Annotated in this window: 25 protein-coding genes; 18 read left to right on the plus strand and 7 right to left on the minus strand. The window is 71.6% G+C overall.

Annotation, left to right across the window (positions count from 1 at the left end):
• Positions 1-6 precede the first annotated feature (6 nt).
• The gene (locus ACFZB3_RS35155; protein WP_391382760.1) at positions 7-195 is read left to right on the plus strand and encodes a ferredoxin; all 189 of its coding nucleotides are present in this window, start codon (positions 7-9) and stop codon (positions 193-195) included.
• Between the two features lie 103 nt (positions 196-298).
• On the opposite strand, the gene ACFZB3_RS35160 is transcribed toward ACFZB3_RS35155, so the two are convergent.
• Entirely contained in the window at positions 299-1,168 is an 870-nt protein-coding gene (locus ACFZB3_RS35160) for a VOC family protein (RefSeq protein WP_391382762.1), read from the minus strand.
• 161 nt (positions 1,169-1,329) lie between these two features.
• Here ACFZB3_RS35160 and ACFZB3_RS35165 point away from each other — a divergent pair, with 161 nt between their 5' ends.
• The gene (locus ACFZB3_RS35165) at positions 1,330-2,208 is read left to right on the plus strand and encodes an alpha/beta fold hydrolase (protein WP_391382764.1); all 879 of its coding nucleotides are present in this window, start codon (positions 1,330-1,332) and stop codon (positions 2,206-2,208) included.
• Positions 2,209-2,250: 42 nt separating this feature from the next.
• Complete coding sequence (locus ACFZB3_RS35170; protein ID WP_391382766.1) at positions 2,251-2,859, plus strand: TetR family transcriptional regulator; 609 nt, start codon at positions 2,251-2,253, stop codon at positions 2,857-2,859.
• 56 nt (positions 2,860-2,915) lie between these two features.
• Here the strand turns inward: ACFZB3_RS35170 and ACFZB3_RS35175 are convergent, their stop codons facing one another.
• The gene (locus tag ACFZB3_RS35175; RefSeq protein ID WP_391382768.1) at positions 2,916-4,514 is read right to left on the minus strand and encodes an FAD-binding protein; all 1,599 of its coding nucleotides are present in this window, start codon (positions 4,512-4,514) and stop codon (positions 2,916-2,918) included.
• Between the two features lie 350 nt (positions 4,515-4,864).
• On the opposite strand from ACFZB3_RS35175, the gene ACFZB3_RS35180 reads away from it, so the two are divergent.
• From ACFZB3_RS35180 to ACFZB3_RS35195, 4 genes are all read left to right on the plus strand, one after another.
• The gene (locus tag ACFZB3_RS35180) at positions 4,865-5,758 is read left to right on the plus strand and encodes a fumarylacetoacetate hydrolase family protein (protein WP_391382770.1); all 894 of its coding nucleotides are present in this window, start codon (positions 4,865-4,867) and stop codon (positions 5,756-5,758) included.
• A complete protein-coding gene (locus ACFZB3_RS35185; RefSeq protein WP_391382772.1) occupies positions 5,755-6,708 on the plus strand; it encodes an acetaldehyde dehydrogenase (acetylating) in 954 nt (317 codons plus the stop codon). Before ACFZB3_RS35180 ends, ACFZB3_RS35185 begins: the two co-directional genes overlap by 4 nt.
• Positions 6,705-7,715 (plus strand): 4-hydroxy-2-oxovalerate aldolase, encoded by a 1,011-nt coding sequence (gene dmpG, locus ACFZB3_RS35190; RefSeq protein WP_391382774.1) that lies wholly within the window; start codon positions 6,705-6,707, stop codon positions 7,713-7,715. Before ACFZB3_RS35185 ends, dmpG begins: the two co-directional genes overlap by 4 nt.
• A gap of 248 nt (positions 7,716-7,963) precedes the next feature.
• Positions 7,964-8,716 carry an IclR family transcriptional regulator C-terminal domain-containing protein gene (locus ACFZB3_RS35195; RefSeq protein WP_391382913.1) on the plus strand — a complete coding sequence of 251 codons (753 nt, stop codon included), beginning with the start codon at positions 7,964-7,966 and terminating at the stop codon, positions 8,714-8,716.
• 51 nt (positions 8,717-8,767) lie between these two features.
• On the opposite strand, the gene ACFZB3_RS35200 is transcribed toward ACFZB3_RS35195, so the two are convergent.
• Both ACFZB3_RS35200 and ACFZB3_RS35205 read right to left on the minus strand, forming a co-directional pair.
• Complete coding sequence (locus tag ACFZB3_RS35200; RefSeq protein WP_391382776.1) at positions 8,768-9,538, minus strand: SDR family oxidoreductase; 771 nt, start codon at positions 9,536-9,538, stop codon at positions 8,768-8,770.
• A 3-nt stretch (positions 9,539-9,541) separates the two neighbouring features.
• On the minus strand, positions 9,542-11,071 hold the full coding sequence (locus ACFZB3_RS35205) for a long-chain-fatty-acid--CoA ligase (RefSeq protein ID WP_391382778.1): 1,530 nt from the start codon (positions 11,069-11,071) through the stop codon (positions 9,542-9,544).
• A 223-nt stretch (positions 11,072-11,294) separates the two neighbouring features.
• Here ACFZB3_RS35205 and ACFZB3_RS35210 point away from each other — a divergent pair, with 223 nt between their 5' ends.
• The 3 genes from ACFZB3_RS35210 to ACFZB3_RS35220 are packed head-to-tail and all read left to right on the plus strand — an operon-like array spanning position 11,295 to position 14,407.
• Complete coding sequence (locus tag ACFZB3_RS35210) at positions 11,295-12,146, plus strand: enoyl-CoA hydratase-related protein (RefSeq protein WP_391382780.1); 852 nt, start codon at positions 11,295-11,297, stop codon at positions 12,144-12,146.
• 45 nt (positions 12,147-12,191) lie between these two features.
• Positions 12,192-13,247: an alcohol dehydrogenase catalytic domain-containing protein gene (locus ACFZB3_RS35215; protein ID WP_391382782.1), complete on the plus strand. Its 1,056-nt coding sequence runs from the start codon at positions 12,192-12,194 to the stop codon at positions 13,245-13,247.
• On the plus strand, positions 13,244-14,407 hold the full coding sequence (locus ACFZB3_RS35220; protein WP_391382784.1) for an acyl-CoA dehydrogenase family protein: 1,164 nt from the start codon (positions 13,244-13,246) through the stop codon (positions 14,405-14,407). The genes ACFZB3_RS35215 and ACFZB3_RS35220 overlap by 4 nt, the downstream gene beginning before the upstream one ends.
• 49 nt (positions 14,408-14,456) lie before the next feature.
• Here ACFZB3_RS35220 and ACFZB3_RS35225 read toward each other — a convergent pair whose 3' ends face one another.
• Positions 14,457-15,164 carry a TetR/AcrR family transcriptional regulator gene (locus ACFZB3_RS35225; protein WP_384051675.1) on the minus strand — a complete coding sequence of 236 codons (708 nt, stop codon included), beginning with the start codon at positions 15,162-15,164 and terminating at the stop codon, positions 14,457-14,459.
• A 189-nt stretch (positions 15,165-15,353) separates the two neighbouring features.
• On the opposite strand from ACFZB3_RS35225, the gene ACFZB3_RS35230 reads away from it, so the two are divergent.
• The gene (locus tag ACFZB3_RS35230; protein WP_391382787.1) at positions 15,354-17,339 is read left to right on the plus strand and encodes a pyruvate dehydrogenase complex E1 component subunit beta; all 1,986 of its coding nucleotides are present in this window, start codon (positions 15,354-15,356) and stop codon (positions 17,337-17,339) included.
• A 185-nt stretch (positions 17,340-17,524) separates the two neighbouring features.
• Here ACFZB3_RS35230 and ACFZB3_RS35235 read toward each other — a convergent pair whose 3' ends face one another.
• Positions 17,525-18,571 (minus strand): cyclase family protein, encoded by a 1,047-nt coding sequence (locus ACFZB3_RS35235; RefSeq protein WP_391382789.1) that lies wholly within the window; start codon positions 18,569-18,571, stop codon positions 17,525-17,527.
• A gap of 167 nt (positions 18,572-18,738) precedes the next feature.
• On the opposite strand from ACFZB3_RS35235, the gene ACFZB3_RS35240 reads away from it, so the two are divergent.
• Positions 18,739-19,137: a nuclear transport factor 2 family protein gene (locus ACFZB3_RS35240; RefSeq protein ID WP_391382791.1), complete on the plus strand. Its 399-nt coding sequence runs from the start codon at positions 18,739-18,741 to the stop codon at positions 19,135-19,137.
• A gap of 53 nt (positions 19,138-19,190) precedes the next feature.
• A complete protein-coding gene (locus ACFZB3_RS35245; RefSeq protein ID WP_391382794.1) occupies positions 19,191-19,583 on the plus strand; it encodes an SgcJ/EcaC family oxidoreductase in 393 nt (130 codons plus the stop codon).
• An 85-nt stretch (positions 19,584-19,668) separates the two neighbouring features.
• Here the strand turns inward: ACFZB3_RS35245 and ACFZB3_RS35250 are convergent, their stop codons facing one another.
• Entirely contained in the window at positions 19,669-21,333 is a 1,665-nt protein-coding gene (locus ACFZB3_RS35250; protein WP_391382796.1) for an NAD(P)-binding domain-containing protein, read from the minus strand.
• A 275-nt stretch (positions 21,334-21,608) separates the two neighbouring features.
• On the opposite strand from ACFZB3_RS35250, the gene ACFZB3_RS35255 reads away from it, so the two are divergent.
• The 5 genes from ACFZB3_RS35255 to ACFZB3_RS35275 all read left to right on the plus strand — a co-directional run bounded on the left by ACFZB3_RS35255 (position 21,609) and on the right by ACFZB3_RS35275 (position 25,716).
• Positions 21,609-22,025 (plus strand): carboxymuconolactone decarboxylase family protein, encoded by a 417-nt coding sequence (locus ACFZB3_RS35255; RefSeq protein ID WP_391382798.1) that lies wholly within the window; start codon positions 21,609-21,611, stop codon positions 22,023-22,025.
• Between the two features lie 43 nt (positions 22,026-22,068).
• Complete coding sequence (locus tag ACFZB3_RS35260; protein WP_391382800.1) at positions 22,069-22,809, plus strand: glucose 1-dehydrogenase; 741 nt, start codon at positions 22,069-22,071, stop codon at positions 22,807-22,809.
• A 211-nt stretch (positions 22,810-23,020) separates the two neighbouring features.
• Entirely contained in the window at positions 23,021-24,205 is a 1,185-nt protein-coding gene (locus ACFZB3_RS35265; RefSeq protein WP_391382802.1) for an FAD-dependent oxidoreductase, read from the plus strand.
• 17 nt (positions 24,206-24,222) lie between these two features.
• On the plus strand, positions 24,223-24,417 hold the full coding sequence (locus ACFZB3_RS35270; protein WP_391382804.1) for a 4Fe-4S domain-containing protein: 195 nt from the start codon (positions 24,223-24,225) through the stop codon (positions 24,415-24,417).
• Between the two features lie 60 nt (positions 24,418-24,477).
• A complete protein-coding gene (locus tag ACFZB3_RS35275; RefSeq protein ID WP_391382806.1) occupies positions 24,478-25,716 on the plus strand; it encodes a cytochrome P450 in 1,239 nt (412 codons plus the stop codon).
• Positions 25,717-25,773: the final 57 nt, after the last annotated feature.

Here is a 25,773-nt window from a genome sequence, read left to right on the forward strand (position 1 = left end):
GGTTCAATGAAGGTCACCATCGAGACGTCGTCCTGCTCGGGCCACGCGCGGTGCGCGGCCGCGGCCCCGCAGCTGTTCCGTCTCGACGACGACGGCTATGCGCTGCCCCTAGACGGCGACGTCCCCGAGGGTCTGGAGCAGGCCGCCCGGGACGGGGCGACGGCCTGCCCGGAACGGGCCATCACCGTCCGCTGACAACGCGTCGGCTGACAACAAGTCCACTGCCCGCGACGTCCACCGACGACGAACGAGCCCCACGGCCCGAGGACCGTGGGGCTCTCCCCCCGTACCCGTCGGCTCAGCCGGCAGGCTGCGGCGGCGGGGTGAAGTGGTGGCCCCAGAACGCGCCGTCCGTGATCTCGTACACGGGGACGGGTTCCGGCACCTTCAGGCCGTTCCAGCCGAACTCGACGGCGTAGTTCTCCGGGGACCAGGCGTAGAACGACACCATGTGGTCGTTGGTGTGCTTGCCGAGCGAGTGCATCATCGGGACCTCGTACCTGCCGGCCCGGTCCAGGGCCCGCCCCACGTCGTCCAGGGTCGCCGCCTCGACCATGAAATGCAGCAGCCGCCCGGGGCCCGGCATCGGCGTGACGCCGAGCGTGTGGTGGCGCGGGTTGCAGCCCATGAACCAGGTCGTGCCGCCCGGCGAACGCATCGTGTTCCGCTCGACGAAGCCGAGCACGCCGACGTAGAAGTCGAACGTCCCCCGCGCGTCCTCGGCGGAGACGATGGCGTGCCCGAAGCCCATGTCGCCGGTGACGAACCTCGACACCAGCGGGGTCTGCACGGGCAGGTGGTCGAGGGTCCGGCCGTAGAACAGCTCGACCGGGTTGCCGCCCGGGTCGCTGAACCTGACGAAGCCGGTCACCTTCCGCTCCGCCGCCTCGGCCTCGGTACCGGCGGTCACCTTGATCCCGGCCTTCTCCACGTCCGCGGCCAGCCGCGCCAGCTCCCGCTCGTCGAGGACCTCGAAGCCCAGCGCCGTCATCGCGGGCTGGGCACCCGGCGCGACCACGATCCGGGACGGATGGTCGTCCATCCGGAAGGCGAGCGACCCGGAGTCGCTCTCGACGGGCATCAGGCCGAGGAAGTCGGCTCCGAACGCCTTCCACGTGTCGAGGTCGTTGGACTCCAGACGCAGGTACCCGAGTGAGCGAACACCCATCAGGCCCTCCCCTCAGTTGGTCAGGTCCCAGGCGGCCCTCCGGGCCCCCGGTATCGGTACGTCCGCGACGGTAGAAGGCCGCACGGCCCCGCCGCCGGGGCCGTCCCACTGATCGGGAGACGTACGGCGACGGCCGCCGCGCGGGTGCCACGGTGACCGTCATGACACCCAGCACACCCAGCACCCTCGGCTACGAGGACACCCTGCGCGAACTGCCCACCGACGACGGCGTCCTGCGCTACCACGAGGCCGGCGACGGGCCGCCGCTGCTGATGCTGCACGGCTCGGGCCCCGGTGTGACCGGCTGGCGCAACTACCGGGGCAACCTGCCCGTGTTCGCCCGGCACTTCCGCTGCCTGGCGCTGGAGTTCCCCGGCTTCGGGGTCAGCGACCCGACCCCCGAGAACCCCATGGCAGCCGCCCCCAAGGCGGTCCTGCGCTTCCTCGAAGGCCTCGGCCTCGACCGCGTCGACGTCATCGGCAACTCGATGGGCGGGTTCGTCGCCGTGGGGCTCGCGGTCGCCCGACGGGACCTGTTCCGCAGGATCGTGACCATCGGCGGGGTGGGCCGCAACCTGCTCTCCCCGGGACCCAGCGAAGGGCTCAACCTGCTGGTGGAGTTCGCCGAGAACCCCACCCGCGACAACCTCGTCCAGTGGCTGCGGTCCATGGTCCACGACCCCGCCCTGCTCACCGACGAGCTGATCGAGGAGCGCTGGGCGAGCGCCACCGAACCGGCGACCCTGGAGGCGTCCCGCCGGATCTACGGCCGGCAGGCCATGGCCGCGATGCAGGCCGCCCAGTCGCGGTCCGACCAGCCGATCTGGGCCATGCTCCACAAGGTCGCCGCGCCGACGCTGCTGACCTGGGGCCGCGACGACCGGGTCACACCGCTGGAGAGCGCGCTGCTGCCGATGCGCACCATCCCCAGGGCCGAGCTGCACGTGCTGCCCGACTGCGGACACTGGGCGATGATCGAGCAGAAGGAGGCCTGGGAGAGCGCGGTACTGGCCTTCCTGACCTGCCCGGAGGCCGACTGAGTGCCGGGCGCGGGGGCATCCGACGACCCGGGGGACGACGGCATGGCGAGACCGCCCCGGACCCGCCGACCCGCCGCGCCGGTGTCGAGCCGCCAGACCGACCGCCGCATCCGCATCCTGCACGCCGCCTCCGAACTGGGCACGCGCGAGGGGCTGGCCACCGTGCAGATGCACGACGTCGCCAAGGAGGCCGGGGTCGCGATCGCCACGCTGTACCGCTACTTCCCGTCCAAGCCGTATCTGTTCCTGTCGGTCCTCGAGTGGCACATCGAGCGGTTTCTCGGCGGCCGCGACGGTGATCCGTCAGCCGGCGAGGCGGCGGACGCCGTGACCGAGGTGGCCGACACGCTGATCGCGCTGAGCGACAGGCTGCTGGACCACCGGCTGCTCGCCTCGGCGGTGGCGCTGTCGTCGTTCACGGAGTACGCGAGCGCCGCCCGCAGCCCGATCGACATCGTGGAGAGCGCGCTGGGCCGGCGACTGCTGTGTCTGCTCGGGGGCCGTACGGACGGGGAGACCGGGCGCAGCCGGGTGCGGCTGCTCGTCTACAGCTGGTGGGGGGTGTTCGTGGCCATGCTGACCGAGGAGATCTCCGCGGGGCAGGGAGAGGCGGACCTGCGGCTCGCCGTGCGGCTGATCGCCGGATCCTGAACGTGTGGGGGTGCCCGGGACACACCGCGTCCCGGGCACCCGTTCTCCTCGTCCCGTCAGTCCGTCGCTCCGGCCATGTCCAGGACCGCCAGGTACCCGAATGCCAGACTCGACCCGATCGGGGTTCCGGCACCGGGGTAGACCCGCCCCGACATCGCCGCCGCGGTGTTCCCCGTCGCGTACAGGCCGTCGATCGCCCGGCCGTCCGGCCGCAGCACCCGTGCGTGCGTGTCGATCCGCAGACCGCCCTTGGTGCCGATGTCCGACGGGACGATCGTCGCCGCGTAGAACGGCGCCGTGTCGACAGGCAGCAGCAGCGGGTTCGGCCACTCCGGCGACGGCTTGGCGGGGAAGTTCTGCCGGGGGTCGGCCGGGAAGGGGACGATGTGGTGGAACATCCGGTCCCAGGGCGTCTCCCCCCGGTGGAACCTCTCGTCGACGCCGCTGGCCGCGTACCCGTTGAACTCCTTGGCCGTGCGGTCCAGGGCGTCGAAGGGGACGTCGATCAGCCGCGCCAGTTCCTCCAGTGAGTCGGCCTTCTTCAGCGCCCCCGAGGCCAGCCACTCCGCCACCGGCGGTGCGGCCGGCGGGAAGCCGATGCCGTCCCGGTCCAGCTGCCGCTGGTCGAAGACCCAGTGGCAGGGGATGTGCCGTACGCCGGTGGTCCGGTGCCGGCGGAAGATCTCGTGTCCGGCCTGGTCGTAGGGGGATGTCTCGTTGACGAAGCGTTCGCCCGCGCCGTTGACCCAGAACCCGCCCCGGGTCCCGGTGTGGAAGACCGGCAGGCCGTCCGGGTGGACGAGCCCCGGCACGAACCAGGCCTCGTCGAGCAGGTCGGTGTCCGCGCCGACGGCGATGCCCGCCCGCAGGGCGTCACCGGTGTTCGCGGGGGCGCCGTCGGACCACTCCCCGGTGAGCGGGGACTGGTGCTCCTCGCGCAGCTCACGGTCGCGCTCGAAGCCGCCGGCCGCCAGCAGCACGCCCCGGGTGGCCCGGATCCGGACCCGCTCGCCCTCGCTCACGGCCTCGATGCCGACGACCCTGCCGTCCTCGACGACCAGGCTCTCCAGCGCGGTGTTCAGCCGCAGTTCGCCGTGGCCCGTCTCCAGGAACGCGGACAGGGCGCGGCCGATCAGCGCCCGCCCGCCGCTGAGCAGCGGGCCCTCGTCGAAGCCGAACCGCTCCGTGGGCAGCGAGTCGCGGACCAGCGCCCGGCGCGCGCCGAGGTCCGCGACGTCCAGCGGCGGCGGGAAGACGGTGTGTCCCGTGGGCGAGGACCCCGGGCTCGACGCGTAGTAGTCCGGCACCGGCCCGTGCACGAAGGACCGGAACCAGGTGTTCTGCTCCAGCTCGTCGATCAGCCGGCGCCCGGCCGCCAGGTACGCGTCCTGGAGCGCCTCCCGGGACGGGTCGTCGACGACCGCCCGCAGGTACGACCGGGCCTCCTCGACGTCGTCCCCGAGGCCGGCCCGGCTCAGCGGCGCCGAGCCCGGGAACCACAGACCCGCGCCGGAGTACGCGACCGTGCCGCCGACCCGGTCGGTCTTCTCGACGACGAGCGTGCGCAGGCCCCGTGACGCCGCCACGTACGCCCCGACCAGACCTCCGCCGGACCCCACGACGATCACGTCGTAGGCATCTTCTTTGATGCTCATCCGAACCTCCTGATGGGTGCCGAACCTGTTGGTGGGGGAGTCCGCGCGGTGAGGGGGGCGGACTGGAACCGGGAACGCGCGCACCCTCGTACCGTGACGGGGCCGACGCGCCTGCGAGGACGACCGACCGGGACGTTCCACGGCCCCGCCCTTCGGGGCATGCCGCCGCCTCCGGCAGCCCCGCGGACGACGGTAATGAGACAGGGTGGGGTCGTTCCCGCGCCATCTCGCTCAGCGAGACCCGGCCCGCCGATGCCGGTGGCCGTCCCCGAGTCCCGGTGAGCGGAAAGTCCCCGACGGCACCTCGTGCGGCGCCACAGGCTGAAGGCCGGCACGAGGTGAGGACGGCGATGACGGACGTGTGGGAACCGAGGACGGTCGCGGACCGTGACAGAGCCGTGGCGGAGGCGGCCGCGCGCCTCGCCCGGGCGGCGAGCGACCACAGACCCTGTGCGCCGGTACGGGATCTGCTCGGCCCCGACGACATCGGCCTCGCGTACGCCGTCCAGCGACGCGTCGTGGGCGACCGCATCGCCGCCGGAGCACGCGTCGTCGGCCGCAAGATCGGGCTGACCTCCCCGTCGGTGCAGCGCCAGGTGGGCGTCGACCGGCCCGACTTCGGCGTCCTGCTGGACGACATGGACGTCACCGGCCTGCCGGCCGTCCCCAGCGGACGGCTGCTCCAGCCCAGGGCCGAGGCGGAGATCGCGTTCGTGCTCGCCGCCGACCTGGACACCGACGGCCTCGACCTGGCGCGGGTCCGCTCCGCGGTCGGGTACGCGGTCGCCGCGCTGGAGATCGTGGACAGCCGGGTGGCCGGCTGGGACATCGCGATCACGGACACGGTCGCCGACAACGCCTCCAGCGGACTCTTCGTGCTGGGGCAACAGGCCGTCGGCATCGACGAGTTCGAGCCGCGGGACGTGACCATGCGGCTCTACGCCGACGGGAAGCTCGCCTCCGAGGGCGACGGCACCGCCTGCCTGGGCGATCCGCTCGCCGCGCTGCTCTGGCTGGCGCGCACCGCCCGGGAGTTCGGCGACCCGCTGCGCGCCGGGCAGGTCGTGCTCTCCGGCGCCCTCGGCCCGCTCGTCCCCACACCGCCGGGAACGACCGTACGGGCCGAGATGCCGGGCCTGGGCTCGGTGACCACGGCCTTCACGCCCCGGGAGTCACCCACAGCCCCCGAAGCCTTCGAAGCACCCGCAGCCCTCGAAGCCCCCGAAGCCAAGGAACACGGATGACGAAGACCAAGGTGGCCGTAATCGGCTCCGGCAACATCGGCACCGACCTGATGATCAAGGTGCTGCGCCTGTCCGACACCCTGGAGATGGCCGCGCTGGTGGGCATCGACCCGGAGTCGGACGGCCTGGCGCGCGCCGCCCGGCTGAAGATCCCCGTCACCCACGAGGGCGTGGACGGCCTGATCCGCATGGCCGGCTTCGACGACATCGACATCGTCTTCGACGCCACCTCGGCCAAGGCCCACATCGAGAACGCCAGGAAGCTCGCCCCGTACGGCAAGCGCCTGGTGGACCTCACCCCGGCGGCCCTCGGGCCGTACGTGGTGCCGACGGTCAACCTCGACGAGCACCTCGCGGGCGACGTCGGGAACCTCAACATGGTCACCTGCGGCGGCCAGGCGACGATCCCGATCGTGCACGCGGTCAGCCGCGTCACCCCCGTGCCGTACGCGGAGATCGTCGCCTCGATCTCCTCCCGGTCCGCGGGTCCCGGCACCCGGGCCAACATCGACGAGTTCACCGAGACCACGGCCGGCGCCATCGAGAAGGTCGGCGGCGCCCGCCGCGGCAAGGCGATCATCGTGCTCAACCCGGCCGAACCGCCGCTGATCATGCGGGACACGGTCTACTGCCTGATCGGCGACGCCGACCACGACGCGATCCGCGCGTCCGTCGAGGAGATGGTGGCCGCGGTCGCCGAGTACGTGCCCGGCTACCGGCTCAAGCAGCAGGTCCAGTTCACCCCGGTGCCCGCGGGCGACCCGGTGCACACCCTGCTCCCCGAGGACGTCACCGAGCGGCCGGCCACCAAGGTCTCCGTCTTCCTGGAGGTGGAGGGTGCCGCCCACTACCTGCCCGCCTACGCCGGCAACCTCGACATCATGACCTCCGCCGCCCTGCGCGTCGCCGAGCGCATCGCCCTCCGTACGACGTCCGAGGTGACCAAGTGACCCGCAGGTTCTACGTGCAGGACGTCACCCTCCGGGACGGCATGCACGCCATCCGGCACCGGATCACCCCCGGGTTCGTGTCGAAGATCTCCGCCGCGCTCGACCGGGCCGGCGTGGACGCCATCGAGGTCGCCCACGGCGACGGACTGGCCGGCGGCAGCCTCAACTACGGGCCCGGCAGCAACACCGACTGGGAGTGGATCGAGGCCGCCGCCGACGCGATCGACCGCGCGGTCCTCACCTCCCTGCTCCTGCCCGGCATCGGCACCATCGCCGAACTCAGGCGCGCCTACGCCTTCGGGGTCCGCTCGGTGCGCATCGCCACCCACTGCACCGAGGCCGACGTCGCCGCGCAGCACATCGCCACGGCCCGTGAACTCGGCATGGACGTCTCGGGCTTCCTGATGATGGCCCACATGGCACCCCCGCGGGCCCTGGCCGAGCAGGCCCGGCTGATGGAGTCCTACGGCGCGCACTGCGTCTACGTCACCGACTCCGGCGGCCGCCTGACCATGGACGGGGTACGCGACCGCATCCGCGCCTACCGTGACGTACTCGACCCGGAGACCCAGATCGGCATCCACGCGCACGAGAACCTCTCCCTCTCGGTCGCCAACTCCGTGGTCGCGGTGGAGGAGGGGGTGACCCGGGTCGACGCCTCCCTGGCCGGACAGGGCGCGGGCGCGGGCAACTGCCCGATCGAGCCGTTCGTCGCGGTCGCCAACCTCCACGGCTGGAAGCACGACTGCGATCTGCACGCCCTCCAGGACGCGGCCGAGGATCTCGTACGTCCGCTGCAGGACCGCCCGGTGCGCGTCGACCGGGAGACCCTCACCCTCGGGTACGCCGGTGCCTACTCCAGCTTCCTGCGGCACGCCGAGACCGCCGCGGAGCGCTACGGCCTCGACGCCCGGACCATCCTGGAGGAGGTCGGCCGGCGCGGTCTGGTCGGCGGCCAGGAGGACATGATCGTGGACATCGCCCTGGACCTCACCGCCCGCGGCTGACCCGGACGCCACGCCCGCCCCCGGAGCACCTCCGGGGGCGATACGTTTTGGGTGTCGCGAAGAATAGACCAATCACTCTAATTAATCGCTGCACGCCTCTTACTCCGCGGCCGAAGGCGTTGGTATTTTGGCGTCGGCGCCGAACTAGAATTTATTTCAGTTTGAGCAGAGAGGCACCGACGATGACGTCTGCCCTTCGCCTGAGCGCAGGTACCACCGCGGCCGACGGCCCCGCGCTGCCTCCGTCGATGATGGAGCGCGTGACGCTGATCATGGATCTCTTCGAACGTCCGCAGACCCGCCTGACGCTCGAAGCGATCTCCCGTCGGACCCAGCTGCCGCGCTCGACGACACACCGGATACTCGACCAGCTGGTCCGGCTGGACTGGCTGCGCCACACGGCGGCCGGATACACGCTGGGGGCCCGCGCCCTCGGCCTGGGAGGCCGGGAGATCGACCACAGCGCACTGCGCGCCGCCGCCGCGCCCCACCTGCTCGACCTCGCGGTGCGGACCAGGATGGTCGTCCACCTGGCCGTGCTCGACGGGCCGGAGATCTACTACCTGGACAAGATCGGCGGCCGGGCCGCCTTCGACATCCCCTCGAAGGTCGGCGGCCGGGCGGTCGCGCACTGCACCGGGCTGGGCAAGGCCATGCTCGCCTGGCTGTCCGCGGAGGAGGTCGAAGCCCGGTGCGCGCAGGTGATGGAGCCCCGTACCCCGCAGAGCATCGGCCGCCTCGACCAGCTGCACCGCGAACTCGGCCTGGTCCGGCGCCGCAACGGCCTCGCGATCGAACGGGGGGAGTGCTTCCCCCACATCGGGTGCGTCGGCCTCGCACTGCGGGGGCCCGAGGGTCCGGTCGCGGCGATATCGGTGGTCGGGGACGACGGCTCCGCGCTGGAACTGGTGGCCCCGCTGGTGGTCAACGTGGTCCGGGCGGTGTCCGGGGAACTCCTGGAGACCCCGCGGCCGGACCGCCACGAGGCACTGGTGGGCTAGCCCGCTGGCCGGCGGCCGGAGCGGGTGCGCCCGGCCGCCGGCGGGAGCGGGTCACCAGGCCGTCCAGCCGCCGTCCACGGTGAGGGTCGTACCGGTGACGAAGCGGGAGGCGTCCGAGGCCAGGAACACCGCGGCGCCGCCCAGCTCCGTGGCGTCGCCGACGCGTCCGAGCGGAGTGCCGCGGACGATCCGCTCGCCCCAGCGGCTGTCGAGCAGCCCGGAGCTGAGGTCGGTGTGGAAGTAGCCGGGGGCCAGGGAGTTGACCCGCACCCCGCGGTCGGCCCACTCCACCGCCAGCGCCCGGGTCAACGCCTCGACCCCGCCCTTGCTCGCGGCGTAGGCGGCGATCCGCTCGAAGCCGGTACTGGCGTGCACGGACGACACGTTGACGATCGAGCCCGAACGCTGGGCCAGCATCACCCTGCCGGCCTCCCGGCAGCAGTAGAAGGTGCCCTGCAGATTGACGTCGAGGACCTGCTGCCAGTCCCGGTCGGCGACCTTCTCGCTGCGGGTGAAGTGCGGGCTGATCCCCGCGCAGTTGACCAGCGCGTCCAGCCGGCCCGTGGCGTCGGTGATGCGCTCGGCCATCTCGCGCACGGCGCCGGAGTCGGCGACCGACCCGGGGAGGGCCAGCACCTTGCCGCCGTGGCCGGCGAGTTCCGCCGCCAGCTGTTCGAGATCCGCGGCGGTGCGGGCGGTCACGGCGACGGTGGCGCCGGCCTGGGAGAGGGCGACCGCGATCGCACGGCCGAGGCCCTTGCCCGCCCCCGTCACCCACGCCGTCCTGCCGTCCAGGCGCAGTTCGGTGTTCACGTCGGTCATCGCTCAGCCCTCCGCGGGGACGTCGCGCAGGGTCCGCTTGAGGACCTTGCCCGAGGGGGTGCGGGGCAGCACGTCGACGAAGTCGAAGCGGGCCGGCACCTTGAACTTGGCCAGCCGGGTGCGGCAGAACTCCCGCAGCTCCTCCGCGCCGGCCGCCGCACCCGGCCGCAGCACCACGAACGCGCGCGGGACCTCGCCCCAGCGGGGGTGGGTCAGGCCGACCACGGCCGCCTCCAGCACGGCGGGGTGCTCGTACAGCACCCGTTCCACCTCCGGGGTGGCGATGTTCTCGCCACCGGAGACGATCATGTCCTTCTTGCGGTCGTCGATGTAGAGGTAGCCGTCCTCGTCGAGATGGCCGATGTCGCCGGTGTGGAACCAGCCGTCCCTGAGCGCCGCGGCCGTGGCCTGCTCGTCGCGCCAGTAGCCGGCGAAGACCTTCGGGCCGCGCAGGGTGATCTCGCCGAGCCCGCCCGCCGGCACCCCCTTGCCCTCGTCGTCGACGATCCTGACCCGGGTGTGCGGCACCGGTCGGCCGACCGAGCCCAGCTTGGACAGGGCGTGCGCGCGGTCGAGGAAGGTGTCGCCGGAGACGGTCTCGGTCAGCCCGTAGGCGTCGGCGTACCAGGCGTTGGGGAACGCGGTCATGATCCGGCGCAGCACCGGTTCGGGGGTCTTCTCGCCGCCGCCCAGGATGAAGCGGACCGAGGTGGTGTCGTAGCCGTCGCGGCCGGGGACCTCCAGCACCTCGTTGACCATGGCGGGCGCCAGCCACAGGTTGGTGACGCGGTGCTTCGGGATCGCCTCCAGGACGCCCACCGGGTCGAACCTGCGCTGGAGCACCACGGCGCCGCCCGCGTAGAGGGTCGCGAGGCCGGGCATGTCGAGCCCGCCGACGTGGTAGAGCGGACCGCACACCAGGGTGGTGTCGGCCGCGGTGAGCCCGAAGTGGACGATGTGCGCGAAGTTCTTGGCCTGCAGGTTCCCGTAGGTGATGCGCACGCCCTTGGGCCGTGAAGTGGTGCCGGAGGTGTACATCAGGCGCTGCAGATCCGCCTCCTCGACGTCCACCGGCTCCACCCGGGCGCCCCGGTGGCCGTCGAGCAGCGCCTCGTAGCCGGTCCAGGCCCCCTCGGGCGTGCCGCCGACCAGGATCCGGTGCTCCAGGTCGGTCAGACAGCCGGCACTGCGCTCCATCGCCGGCACGAACTCCGGCTCGGCGATGACCGCCCTCGCCTGGGAGTGGCCGAGGATGTACTGCCACTCCTCCTCGGAGAGGCGGTAGTTGAGCGGCAGGAACACGGCGCCGATCCGGCTCGCCGCGTAGACCAGTTCCAGGAACTCCGGCCGGTTGTAGAGGAGCAGGGCGACGACATCGCCGCGCCCGATGCCCAGTTCGGTCAGCCCGGCTGCCAGCTGGTTGACGCGCTCGTGCAGTTGACGAACCGTCAGGGTCCGGTCCTCCTGTGCGACTGCCACGGCATCGGGCCGCTGGGCCAGGTGGTAGTCGAGGATGCTCGCGAAATTGTGCACGGCTCACTCTCACTGTGTGGTGTTCGACGACGACCGCAGCCGCCCCCGGCTCAAGGGCGACCCGGGTCCCGACCGGTCGGTTGCCCGCACCGAAGATTTAGTGTACCCCTTGGTCTATAAAACTTGTTTCCGCACTTTACGACGGCATGAAGGCCCCGACAAGCGCTCGCGCCTGCCGGTGCCGGAACCGCCGGAATGTGCTGGAGCCGACGAGGAGGTGCCAGTGCCACGCATCCGCTTCGACCCCGACGGGCCGGTCGTCACGGTCCGCCTGGACAACCCGCCGATGAACGCCTTCGACTCCGCCCAGCGGGCGGAACTCTCCGCGTGCGTCCGCGAACTCGCCGACGCCCCCGGCGTACGGGCCGTGGTGCTCTACGGCGGAGCGCGGCTGTTCGCGGCCGGGGCGGACGTGAAGGCACTGGCCGCGATGGGGCCGGAGGAGGTCCGGGGCTGGAACCGCGCCCTGCAGCGGACCTTCGACGAGGTGGCCCGGCTGCCGATGCCGGTCGTCGCGGCCGTCACCGGCTACGCCCTGGGCGGGGGCCTGGAGCTGGCCCTCGCCGCCGACTACCGGGTGGCGGCGGACGACGCACTCCTCGGCCAGCCCGAGGTGCAGCTCGGCATCATGCCGGGCTCCGGCGGCACCCAGCGGCTCACCCGCCTCATCGGCCCGGCCCGCGCGAAGAACCTCCTGATGACCGGCCGCCGGGTGGGCGCGGACGAGGCCCTGCGCCTCGGCCTCGTGGACGAGGTGGTACCGGCCGCCCGGGTCCTCGAAGCCGCGCTCGACTACGCCCGCCGGCTCGCCGAGGGCCCGGCCGCGGCCCTGGAGGCGATCAAGGAGGCGGTGGACCACGGCGCCGACACGAGCCTGTCCACCGCACTCAGCCTCGAACGCGCCCTGTTCACCGGCGTCTTCGGCACCCAGGACGCCACCACGGGCATCCACTCCTTCCTCGCCCACGGCCCGGGCCGGGCCCGCTTCGGAGATGCCGCACAGGAGCGCCCCGAAGGGGCGCGGGAAACTGCGCGACCAGCCTCCACGGCGCCGCAGCCGAAGAACAACTCGTGACCGCGCCGGCAGCGAAGCACTGACGACACGAAAGGGGCGCCGCCCATGAAGGCACTGCGCTGGCACGGCGCACGGGACCTCCGCCTCGAAGAGGTCCCCGACCCTCCCGAACCCGGCCCGCACGAGGCGGTCGTGGAGGTCTCCTGGTGCGGGGTGTGCGGCACCGACCTGCACGAGTTCCTCGAAGGCCCGCACATGATCCGCACCGGCCCGCACCCCCTCACCGGTGCCGAGCCGCCCCTCGCCCTCGGCCACGAACTGAGCGGCACCGTCGTCGCGCTCGGCACCGGGGTACCCGGCATCGCGGTCGGCGACCGGGTCACCGCCGACCCCGTCTGGCGCTGCGGCGTGTGCTTCTGGTGCGCACGCGGCGAGTACCACATCTGCCCCAGCAGCGGCTCCGTCGGCCTCGCCTCGCCCGGCGCCTTCGCCGACCGCGTCACCGTGCCGATCGCCGGACTGACCCGGCTGCCCGACAACGTCACCGACGAGATGGCGGCGGTCGCCGAACCGCTGGCCGTCGGCCTGCACGCGGTGACCCGCGCCGGGGTGCGGCCCGGCGACAACGTCCTGGTCGTCGGCGGCGGGCCCATCGGCGTCGCCGTCGTCCTCGCGGCCCGGATCGCCGGCGCGGCCGGCCTCTATGTGAGCGAACCCCTCAAGGAGCGCCGGGAGATGCTGCTCGGCCTCGGTGTCACCGAGGCCTTCGACCCGACGGAGACCGACGTGCGCCGCGAGGTGTTCCTGCGCACCGGCCGGATCGGCCCGGACGCCGTCATCGACGCGACCGGCGTGCCCCGGCTGGCCGCCCAGGCCGTCGCCACCGTCCGGCGCGGCGGCCGGGTCGTGCTCGCCGGAGTCGGCCACGGCAGCGTCGAGTTCGACATGGGGCAGCTCGTCTTCTACGAGCGTTCCGTGCTCGGCACGCTCGGCTACAACTTCGACATTCCCCGCGTGATCGACCTGATGAGCACCGGGCGCCTGGACGCCTCGGCGCTGGTCACCGGGCGCTTCCCGCTCTCCGCGGGAGCCGGGGTCTTCGCGGACCTGGCCGCCGACCGGGCCCGCCACCTCAAGGTTCTGCTGACCCCGAAGGGATGACCGACATGGATTTCGACCTGCCCGAGGAGACCGTCGCCCTCAAGGAGATGGTCCGCGAGTTCGCGGCCAAGGAGATCACGCCGCACGCGGCCCAGTGGTCGGAGAACGAGGAGTTCCCGACCCAGGTCTTCACCAAGCTCGGCGAACTCGGACTGATGGGCATGCTGGTGCCCGAGGAGTACGGCGGCGCCGGCTCCGACATGGTCACCTACGTCGCGGTGATGGAGGAACTCGGCGCCGCCGACCAGTCGGTGGCCTCCTCCTGGAACGCCCACTCGACCATAGCCACCCTGCCGCTGCTCGCCTACGGCACCGAGGAGCAGAAGCACCGCTGGCTGGCCCCGCTGGCGGCCGGCGAGGCCATCGGAGCCTTCGGCCTGACCGAGCCGGAGGCCGGTTCCGACGCGGCCGGCATCGCCACCACCGCCCGCCGCGCGGACGGCGGCTGGGTGATCAACGGCACCAAGATGTTCATCACCAACGCCGGCACCGACATCAGCCAGGGCGTCACCATCCTCGCCGTGACCGGCCGCAGCGACGAGGGACGCAAGCGCTACGCGACCTTCTACGTCCCGACCGGCACCCCCGGCTACACCGTCGGCCACAAGCTGAAGAAGCTCGGCTGGCACGCCATGGACACCCGGGAACTGGTCTTCGACGGCTGCTTCGTCCCCGACGACCACCTGATCGGAGAGGAGGGCGGCGGCCTGCGCCAGTTCCTCTCCGTCCTCGACAAGGGCCGCATCAGCGTCGCCGCGCTCGGCCTGTCGCTGGCCAAGGCGGCGCTCGGCCTGGCCGTCAAGCACGCCACCGAACGGCACCAGTTCGGGCGCCCGCTGTCGGACTTCCAGGCCGTCGGACACAAGATCGCCGACATGGGCACCGAAGTGGAGGCCGCCCGCTGCCTGGTCTACCGGGCCGCCTGGCTCGCCGACCAGGGTCGTCCGCACAGCACCGCGTCCGCCATGGCCAAGCTCTACGCCTCCGAGGTCGCCAACCGGGCCGCCTCCCAGGCCGTGCAGATCCACGGCGGCTACGGCTATGTCCGGGAGTCGGAGATCTCCCGCTTCTACGCCGACGCCAAGATCCTGGAGATCGGCGAGGGCACCAACGAGATCCAGCGCAATGTCATCGCCAGGGCGCTGGTCGGCGAGGCGTGAGCAGATGCGGGTTCCCGCGGTGTGCGTCGGTACACCGCGGGACCGTACGTCAGCCGGCGGCGGGAACCTGCTCCCACTCGGCCTCGGGGTCGAGCGGCAGACCGGGCCGCTCGCGCTTGAACGCCGCGGCCTGGTCCTCGACCCTCGGCAGGGCGTGGTCCGGCGCGCCGAACCCGCGGAACAGGGTCGCGCAGTACTCGGCGGACAGGAACGCCGCGTCCCACTGCCCCTCCGGCCGCACCCATTGATAGGTGTGGTTGTGCAGGTTCAGGAACTGCAGGGTGGCCAGCCGCGGCGACATCGACCGGAAGGTGCCCTGCGCCATGGCTTCCGAGAGCAGCGCCGCCATCAGCTCCTCGAAGTCGGAGCGCTGCCCCAGCAGGGTCTTGAGCTCGTCGCCGCTGAGCGACCGGTAGTCGTGCTCGTAGACCCAGATGTGGTCGAGCCGCCGGAAGATGATCGTCAGCAGCGACTCCGACAGCAGCCGCAGCCGCAGCAGCGGCTCCTCGTCGAGGTCCGCGATCTGGCGGGCCCGGGCGAGCAGCGGCCCCATCACCCGGGACTGGATCTCGACCAGCAGGTTCTCCTTGGAGCCGATGTAGTAGTACAGCGCTCCCTTGGCGAGCCCGACCGCGCGACCCAGGTCGTTGATGGAGGTCGCCGCGTACCCCTGCTGTGCGAACAGCGAGGCCGCGATGTCGATGATCTTCTGGCGTCTGACCTCGAAACCCGGTCCATGGCCCGGCGGACGTGGCATGGATTCCTCTCCCCGCGTGATGTGACGACGTGTCGATTGAAACAGGCTCCCGGGCCCGCGTCGAACAGCCTTCGGCACATCCGGGGGAAGCGGACTCCAGGTGTCGTTCCAGTTTGCTAGACCAAACGGTACATTAAAACACGGAATACAGACGGCCAGGCCGTCTGCGTGAGCATTGCGAGGACGCGCATGACGCAGGCACCGCAGCACACCGGCTCCGCTCCGGCGGACGACCTCCTGGAAATGTACCGCCGTATGCGGCGCATCCGGCGCTTCGAGGAGCGGGCGTCCGACCTGTACAGGGCGACGGAGATACCCGGCTTCCTGCATCTGTCCATCGGACAGGAGGCCAGTGCGGTCGGCGCCTGCTGGCCGCTGACCGAGCGCGACGGCATCACCTCCACCCACCGCGGCCACGGCCACGTCCTGGCCAAGGGACTGGACGCCGCCCCGATGATGGCCGAACTGATGGGCAGGGACGCCGGCACCAACCGGGGCCGCGGCGGCTCGATGCACATCGCCGACCCCGGCATGGGCATCTACGGCGCCAACGGCATCGTCGCCGCCGGACTGCCGATCGCCGGGGGAGTCGCCACGGCCGCCAAGCTGCGCGGCCGGGGCGACGTGGTGGTGGCGTTCTTCGGGGACGGCGCGGTCGCCCAGGGCATGTTCCACGAGGCCGTCAACCTGGCCGCCGTATGGGACCTGCCGGTCGTCTTCCTCTGCGAGAACAACCACTACTCCGAGTTCTCGCCCGCCGCCGAGCAGCACCGCGCCACCCTCGCCGCCCGCGCCGCCGGATACGGCATCGGCTACGAGCACGTCGACGGCAACGACGTACTCGCGGTGAAGACGCTGATGACGGACGTGGTGGCACGCCTGCGCGCGGGCGGCGGACCCGTCCTGGTGGAGGCCGAGACCTACCGCTGGCACGGCCACTACGAGGGCGACCCCGAGCGCTACCGCCCGGCCGAGGAGGTCGCGGCCGCCAAGGAACGCGACCCGCTGGTCATCGCCCGCCGGCACCTGGCGGCGGCCGGGGTGGCGACCGCGCTCGTGGACGCCGTCGACGAGGAGATCGACAAGGAGATCGAGGCGGCCGTGGAATGGGCCCGGAGCCAGCCGGAGCCCGCCCCCGAGACGCTCTACGACTTCGTCTCCGCCCCGCGTACCGCCGTACCCGAGCCCGCCCCCGCCCAGGGGGAGGTCTTCCGGACCATGGACGCCGTACGCCTCGCCCTGGAGCACGAACTCACCGCCGACCCGGACGTGTTCGTCGCAGGCATCGACGTCGGCGCGGGCGGCAACGTCTTCGGCCTCACCCGCGGCCTGGCCCAGGCGTTCCCGGGCCGGGTGCGCGACACGCCGATCAGCGAGAGCGCGATCCTCGGCGCGGCGGTCGGCGCGGCCATGGCCGGCATGAAGCCGGTCGTCGAGATCATGTACATGGACTTCATCGGCGTCGCCCTGGACATGCTCCTCAACCAGGCCGCCAAGCTGCGCTTCATGACCGGCGGCCGGGCCGCCATGCCCCTCGTCGTGCGCACCCAGTTCGGCGCCGGCCGCTCCTCCGGCAGCCAGCACTCCCAGTCCCTGGAGGCCCTGCTCGCGCACATCCCCGGGCTGACCGTGGTGATGCCCGCCGACCCGGCCGACACCTACGGCCTGCTGCGGGCCGCCATCCAGGACCCCAACCCGGTGGTCTTCGTGGAGAACCGCCTCCAGTACGGCCTCAAGGGGCCGCGGCCGCCGGCCGACCATATCGTCCCCCTGGGCCGGGCCAAGGTGGTCCGCGAGGGCACCGACGTCACCCTCGTCTCCTGGTCCCGGATGGTCCAGGACGCCCTGGCCGCCGCGGAACTCCTCGCCACCGAGGGCGTGAGCGTCGAGGTGGTCGACCTGCGCACGGTCGCCCCGCTGGACCGCGAGACCGTCCTCGCCTCCCTCGCCAAGACCAACCGGCTGGTCATCGCCCACGAGGCGGTACGGGACTTCGGTGTCGGCGCGGAACTGTCGGCGCTCGCCGTCGACGAGGGCTTCTGGCACCTGGACGCGCCCGTCACACGCGTCGCCGCGCCGCCGATGCCGGCCCCCTACAGCCCCGCCCTGGAACGGCTCTGGCTGCCCTCGCGGGACACCATCGCCGACACGCTGCGGCGGATCGCGGCGGTGTGACGGCAGGGCGGCAGGGCGGCAGGTCGGCACGACGGAATGCCGAAGGGGCCCCGGGATCCGATCCCGGGGCCCCTTCGTGGTGACCGCCCCTTCGTGGTGACCGCCGCTTCGTGGTGTCCGCCGCCGGCCCGCCTTCGTCGGCAGGACAAGGAATGGGCCGGCGGCGGTCCGGTCGTGGCCGTGGTTCAGACGGTCGCGACCGGAGTCAGCGGGCTGCCCTGGGTGCCGGGCAGGTTCAGCGGGGGAGCGGTGAGCAGGAAGCGGCTGCGGTTGTGCTCGCGCAGCCACGCCGCCAGGTCGTGCAGGTACCAGAGCTCGCCGAGCGGGACGCCCAGCTTGAACAGGCACAGGTGGTGGATCGGGAGCAGGGTGTGCCGGCCCTGGGCCTGGGTGACACCGACCCCCTCGACCGCGTAGTTGTCGGAGATCAGCGCCGACATCTGCGAGTCGGCGATCCACTTGAGGATGTCCGGGTCGTCCGCGTCGAGGTACGCGGCGGTCTGGTGGATCGCCACCGGGTCCGGGTCCTTGTTCCAGGCGAGCACCTGGGTGGCGAATCCGGTGTGCAGCAGCACCATGTCGCCGGGCTCCACGGTCACGTCGTCCGCGGCCATGATCTCCTGGAGCTGCTTGTAGCTGACCGCCTGGTAGCCGGTGCCCAGGTGGTGGGCGATGTCGATGAGGACACCGCGGCCCTGGACGCCGTGTTCCGCCATCTTCTCCAGGCCGAGGTGGCGGGCGAAGCTGACGCTCCCGCTGCCGTCGCCCTTGGCGTCCTCCTGCGGCCCCACCAGATCGGTACCGGGGCGGAAGCCGTTGTAGTAGACCGGCTCGGCCTCGCCGTCGCCGTCGGCGTCGAACTCGGCGCCCTGGTGGGCGAGGGAGTCCCACTGGGTCGAGTACTGCAGCCAGAGGGTCACCACGTCGTCGGACCAGACGTCGATCAGGGACGGGTCGATCTGGTCGCGCGCGACCACGTTGTAGAAGACGTCCTGGTTGTGCGCGAGGTCCTCGGTGGGTTTCAGGATCGGCGGGTAACGCCGCTGGTTGAGGGCGGTCCCGCCCGGATAGTCGAGCGGCAGGCTCAGGCTGAAGGTGACCCCGTGCTCCACCTCGCGCACGCCCTGGAGGACCTTCTCCGCGGTCAGCAGGTTGATGCGCCCGAGTTCGTCGTCCTCGCCGAAATCGCCCCACGTCGAACCCGGCGGCCGCTGCTTCCAACGCTTCGTCACGATAAAAACGCCTCCTTAGACGACGGTCCCCGTCGACGGTCGTGGCCGCATGCTATTTGCAATGTACCGAGCGGTCAACAAGCGTGACAGCTTGGAATTTGGGACTTCATATTACTCGCGAGGATCAATAGACTGAGTGGTCGAAACGTCTAGCACCTGGAGAGGCAATGAGCGAATCCACACCGGCGTGGGTCGCGGCCGGGGTCCGTGCCGTGATCGGCGTGCACACCCAGGCCCAGGACGCCGGCCGCACCGACGACATCGTCGCGCTGTACGCGCCCGACGGGATCCTGGAGCTGCCGGGCATGGACCCGGTGCAGGGGCACGACGCCCTGCGCGAGGCCTTCAAGGGCTGGGCTCCCACGCAGCCGCAGCTGCACCTCGCGGGCAACACCGTCGTCACCGCCTCCGGGCCCGACGAGGCGACCGCGTCGACCGACGTGGCCTTCTTCCAGCGCGGTGAGTCCGGCTGGGCACCGCAGGTGGTCGGTCACTACGAGGACACCCTGCGGCACGTCGACGGCACCTGGCTGATCCAGCGGCGCGTCTGCACCTTCCAGGTGTAGCGCCCGCACCCGCTCACCCCACCCCCGTCCGTATCTGCTGAGAGAGAAGACACATGACCATCTCCGCCGAAGCCGCCCTGGCCGGCGTGCAGTCCGTCATCGCGGCCTACGCGCACGCCATCGACGCGGGTGACGCCGGTGCCGTCGCCGACCTGTTCACGGAGGACGGTGTCTCCGAGATCGCCGGCCAGGGCACCTTCGCGGGCCGTGACGTGATCCGGGAGACCTACGGCGCCTTCGAGCCGCAGACACCGCAGCTGCACCTCGTGGGCAACACCGTCATCACCTCGCCCCCCGGCGAGGAGGTGACGGCCACCAGCGACCTGGTGTTCTTCGCACGCGGTGAGCAGGGCTGGGCCGTGCAGCTCGTCGGGAGCTACGAGGACACGGTGGCCCTCGTGGACGGGGCGTGGCAGTTCCGCAAGCGGGTCCTGTCCTTCAGGTGACCAGGCCGATCGACCCGGCACGGCCGAACGCCCGTGCCGCCGGTCCCGCCCCGTGACGGGACCGGCGGCACGGGTGCCGGTGTGTTCAGGCCTGCTTCTCGGCCGCCTTGGCGAAGGAGAACGCCGGGAGGTCGTTCGCGACGGACTCGCGGATCAGCTCCTGGAGCTTCCACCGGCCGGTCGGGTTCAGCAGCTGCTTGATCGCCTTGCCGGGGATGTTCGCCCCGTAGAAGTAGCTGCTCTTCAGGAAGGAGGACTGGCCCTCGCTGTCGTTGACCAGGTTCGTCCACTCCTCCTCCGCGGCCGCGGTGACCGCGACGACGTCGTGGCCGTGGTCGCGCGCGTACCCGAGCACGTCCATCACGTAGTCGACCTGGTCGCCGGAGTAGCGCGGGTTGTTGCCGAGCGCGCCGTGCGGTCCGCCCGGGAAGAAGAAGTTCGGGAAGCCGGCGGTCGCGACGCCCAGGTACGTGGACGGGCCGTCCGCCCAGTACTCCTTCAGCGGGAGCCCGTCACGGCCTCGCACGCCCAGCCGGTTCAGGGCGCCGGTGCCGAAGTCGTAGCCGGTGGCCCAGATGATGACGTCGGCCTCGTGCACGCCGTCCGCGGTCTCGATGCCGGTCTCGGTGATGCGGATGATCGGCGTCTCGTTGATGTCGACGAGGTGCACGTTCGGCTTGTTGTACGCCTCGTAGTAGCCGGTGCCGAACGGGGGCCGCCGGCCGCCGTAGCCGTGCCCCCTGGGGATCAGCTTCTCGGCCGTCGCCGGGTCCTTGACGATGGAGCGGATCTTGGCGGCGATGAACGCGCAGAACTCCTCGTTGACCGTCGCGTTCGTGGTCATGTCGTAGTAGTGCTCGGAGAGCTTGGTGAAACCGGGGCTGTTCCACTTCTCCTCGTAGAACGCCTGCCGCTGCTCCGGGGTGTCCTCCAGGCCCGAGCGCATGGTGATCTGGTGCAGGAACCCGCTCACCGAGGTGTTGAGCGTGTCGCGGATGGACTCGAAGTTCGCCTTCAGGTCCGCCTGTTCCCCGGGCGTGATGGGCCGGTTGTTGAGCGGCGTGAGCCAGTCGGCGACCTTCTGGTACACCGTGATGGAGGCCACCTCGTCGGCGATCGCTGGGACGATCTGCACCCCGCTGGAGCCGGTGCCGATCTGGGCCACCCGCTTGCCGGCGAAGTCCACCGGCGTCTTCGGCCAGCGGCCGGTGTGGTGCTGCTCGCCGCGGAAGTCGGCACGGCCCGGGATCTCCGGGACGAACGGCACCGAGAGGATGCCGGTCGCCGCGACCAGGAACCGCGCCCGGCGCTCCGTGCCGTCCTCGGTCCGGACGGTCCAGGTGCCCGCCGGCTCGTCCCAGACGGCCGAGGTCACCCTGGCGCCGAAGGAGATGTGGCGCCGCAGGTCGAAGCGGTCGACCACGTGGTTGAAGTACCGCTCGATCTCCGGCTGGCCGGCGAAGTGCTCCGACCACTCCCACTCCTCCCACAGCTCCTTGGAGAACAGGTAGCCGTAGGTGTAGCTCTCGGAGTCGAAGCGTGCCTGGGGGTAGCGGTTCCAGTACCAGGTGCCGCCCACACCGGTGCCTGCCTCAAGCAACTGCGCCGAGAAGCCGGCCTCGTGGGCCCGGTAGAGCTGGTAGATGCCGGTGACACCGGCGCCGATCACCAGGACGTCCACGACGCCCTGCTCCGGCGCCTGTGCCTGTGCGGCGGGCACCGCTTCCGGCGCCTTTGTCGATTCGCTCATCTGCCCTCCAACGTGACAGGGGCCGCTGCTCCCGCGTGCGCCTTGAATGATGTTTCGACCAGTCGGTCGAATATTCAGGCCGAGCGTAGGGGAGGTGATGGGCCCGATCAATGGTCCGGGGTCGCGGGTTTTCGGGTTCCCGGGAGATCCCGCCGCGCGGTGGGCTCGGTCCGCGGTGCGGACGACCGGATCGGCGGGATGGATTGATTGTACCGACCGTTTGAATTAACTTTCGCTCAGGGGCACCGCACCATGTCGTGGCAGAGGAGTCGCACATGACGACCAAGGACGTCCAGGAACCCACCGCAGCGGGGTCCGGGACCACCGCTGACCTGCGAGCCGCCGGCTGGAAGGCCATGCGCGCGGCCCTGCCCGGGGTCTTCCCGGAGGGAGAGGTCGACCTCCGCGACGGCCGGCTCGGAGAGGAGCTGGTCGACATCGGCCTGACCAGTGTCTGGGGCGCGCTATGGGGTCGCGAGGGGCTCGCGCCCCGGGACCGCAGCCTGGTCACGCTGGGCCTTCTGATCGCCCTGGGCGCCGAGACCGAGCTGAAGACGCACGTCCGGATCGCACTGACCAACGGACTGACCGAGGACGAGATCGCCGAGGTCGTCTACCACGCCGCCGGCTATGCGGGTTTCCCCCGCGCGGTGGCGGCCCGCACTGCGGCGCGCGAGGCGCTGGGCGAGTGACGGGCGCCGTACGGCACCCGCATCAGGCACACAAGGAGCACGCATGACACTGCAGGGAAAGGTCGCGGTCGTCACCGGCGGCGCCCGCGGAATCGGACGGGCGATCGCCGTCGTCCTCGCCTCGCGCGGCGCGTCGGTCGCCGTCTGGGACCTGAACGCCCAGGGCGCGGAGAAGACCGCCGCCGAGATCCAGGAGGCGGGCGGCACCGCGATCGCCGTGGCCGGTGACGCGGCCGACGCCACGGCCGTGGCCGCCGCGGCGGCCCGGACCCGCGAGGAACTGGGCGCCGTCACGATCCTCGTCAACAACGCCGGTACCACCGCCTACGTGCCCTTCACCGGCATCAGCGAGGCCGCCTGGGACCGCATGATCGGGATCAATCTCAAGGGGCCGTTCCTGGTCACCAGGGAACTGGTGCCGGACATGCTGGAGGCCGGCTGGGGGCGGATCGTCAACATCTCCTCCTCGTCCGCGCAGACCGGCGCCCCTGCGATGGCCCACTACGCGGCCTCCAAGGGCGGCGTCATCGGCCTCACCCGGGCCCTCGCGATCGAGTACGCCGACAAGGGCATCACCGTCAACCACGTCCCGCCGGGCTTCATCGACACCCCGCTGGTCCGTGAGGGTCCGGTCGATGTCGAGGCGGCCGCGGCGACCATGCCCATGAAGCGGGCCGGACAGCCCGAGGACATCGCCTACGCGGTGGCCTACCTCGCCTCCGAAGAGGCCGGTTACGTGACCGGCCAGAGCCTCAGTGCCAACGGCGGACGCTACCTCGTCTGAGCCCCGCCGCCGTACGGCCGGCACGTTCGCGGTGTCCGTCTCCGCCGGGGCGCTTTCCCCTCGTTCAGGGGCGTCCTTATGTGGACCGAATTGATTCTCCCGACCGGTCGGTCTATTTTTCAGGGACGGACACCGCACCAGAGACCCAAACGGAGTCACGCATGACGAACGACGGCATCACCAGGGGGACCACGGTCGGCGAGGTGCTCGCATGACCGCCCCGGACCGGGTGCTGGTGGTGGGCGCCTCCGCGGCCGGGCTGACCACCGCGGAAGCGCTGCGGCGCAGGGGGTACGGCGGCACCCTCACCGTGCTCGGCGACGAGCCCCACGCACCGTACGACCGCCCGCCGCTGTCCAAGCAGGTCCTCGCCGGCGAGTGGGAACCCGACCGGGCCGCGCTGCGCACCGAGGACGTCCTGTCGGCGCTGGACGCCGAGTTCGTGCTCGGCGACCCGGCCGTCGCGCTGGACCCGCCGACCCGGACCGTGCGCACCGAGTCCGGCCGGAAGCTGTCCGCCGACGCCGTCGTGATCGCCACCGGCGTCCGGGCGCGGCGGCTGCCCGGCCAGGACGCGCTCGCCGGGGTGCACGTGCTGCGCACCCTCGACGACGCGCTGGCGCTGCGCAAGGACCTGCTGGCCGGCCGGCGGCTGGTGGTCGTCGGCGAAGGCGTCCTCGGCTCCGAGATCGCGGCCACCGCGTGCAGGATCGGCCTGGACGTCACCCTGACCGGCCCCCTCGACGCCCCCATGGCCCTGCAGGTGGGCCCCCTGGTGTCCGGCGTGCTCGCCGAACTGCACACCGAACGCGGCGTCCGGCTGCGCCTGGGCAACGGCGTCACCGGGTTCACCGACGACGGAGCGGGCCGGGTGGCAGGCGTACGGCTCGCCGGCGGAGAGACGCTGCCGGCCGACGTCGTGGTCGTCGCGATCGGCGCCGTCCCGGCGACGGAGTGGCTCGCGGACAGCGGGCTGCGGCTGGACAACGGCGTGGTCTGCGACACCCGCTGCCGGGCCGCGGACGGCATCTACGCCGTCGGCGACGTGGCCCGCTGGCACCACGAGCGGCTCGGCCGCCCGGTCCGCCTGGAGAACCGTACGAACGCCACCGAGCAGGCCATGGCGGTAGCCGCGGCGATCCTCGGCGAGGACCGGCCGTACGCGCCCGTCCCCTACTTCTGGACGGACCAGTTCGACGCCAAGCTCCAGGTGCACGGCTTCCTGCCGCCCGAGGCCGAAGTGGACGTCGTCGAGGGCGACTTGGCGGCCCGCCGGTTCGTCGCCCGCTACCGGCTGGACGGCGTCGTCACCGGCGTCCTCGGCTGGAACATGCCCAAGCAGGCCCGAGTGCGTCGACAGGAGATCGTCGACGCCTTCCGTACCCCCGCCCCCTGAAGGATCCGGAGAGACCGATGAAGGTTGTCGTCGACGAGGAGAAGTGCGTCGCGGCCGGCCAGTGCGTGGCCGCGGCCATGGAGGTGTTCGACCAGCGCGAGGACGACGGCATCGTCGTCGTCCTCAACGAGAACCCGCCCGCGGAACTGGCCGACGAGGTCCGCAACGCGGCCGCGGTGTGCCCGGCGCTGGCCATCCGCATCGAGGAGTAGGCAGCACCCCCGCCACCCGAGCCCGCTCCTTCCCCCCACCCCATCACCGTAGGAGAACCCATGGCCGAGGCAGAGGCCCGAACCGCCCCCGACGAGCAGGTCTACCACTACCAGGACGACCGGGACGCGAAGTGCCCCTTCGCTCCGCCGCCCGGGCTGCGCGCCCTGAACGAAACGGGCCCGGTCAGCCGGGGCCGGATCTGGGACGGCAGCACCCCCTGGCTCGTCACCGGACACGCCGCCCAGCGAGCCATCCTGTCCGACACCCGGGTCAGCTCGGACGACAAGCAGGCCGGGTTCCCCTACCCGAACCGGGCCATGGCGGAGTCCGCGCACCTGCACCCGCTGACGATCTTCAACGCGGACGGCGCCGACCACACCCGGATCCGCCGCATGATGACGCGGCCCTTCACCCGTCCCCGGATGGAGGCGCTGCGCCCGGAGATCCAGCGGATCACCGACGACCTCATCGACAAGATGCTCGCGGGCCCCAAACCCGTCGACCTGGTCCACGCGCTGTCGCTCCCGCTGCCCTCACTGATGATCTGCGCGCTGCTCGGAGTGCCGTACGACGACCACGAGTTCTTCCACGAGCACGCCTCCTTCGCCACCCGCAGCGACAAGACCACCGAGGAGCAGAACCACGCCAACGAGGCGCTGGGCGGCTACCTGGCGGCACTCCTCCAGAAGAAGATGGAGGAGCCCGGCGAGGACGTGCTCTCGGACTTCGCCGCGCGCATCAAGGACGGCGACCTCACCCTTCCCGAGGCGACCCTGCTCTCCATGATCCTGCTGATCGCGGGTCACGAGACCAGCGCGACCATGATCACGGTGGGCACGGCGCTCCTCATGGACAACCCCGAGCAGCTGGCCAGGCTGCGCGGGATCGAGGACACCAAGGACGCGGCACCCGCCGTCGAGGAGCTCCTGCGCTACCTGACCGTCGCCCAGTTCGGGCAGCGCCGGATCGCCGCCGAGGACTTCGAGTTCGAGGGCGCCGAGATCAGGGCCGGTGACGGCATCGTCGTCCCGCTGCCCGCAGGCAACTGGGACCCGCAGGCGTTCCCCGACCCGGAGAAACTCGACCTCGCCCGCGACTCCCGGCACCACCACGCCTTCGGCTGGGGCATCCACCAGTGCCTCGGCCAGCAGCTCGCCCGCATCGAACTGCAGGTCGTCTACGGCACCCTCTACCGGCGCGTCCCGACCCTGCGCCTCGCCGTCGACCGGGACGAACTCGAATTCCGGCCCTCCGACGCGCTCGCCTTCGGCATCAGCGAGCTGCCCGTCACCTGGTAGCCGGAGCGTCCCGAGAGCCCCGCAGCACCGCCGGTTCCGCCCGCCCGGACGGAACCG

This window comes from Streptomyces sp. NPDC008092 (genome assembly GCF_042957285.1).
Taxonomy (GTDB): domain Bacteria; phylum Actinomycetota; class Actinomycetes; order Streptomycetales; family Streptomycetaceae; genus Streptomyces.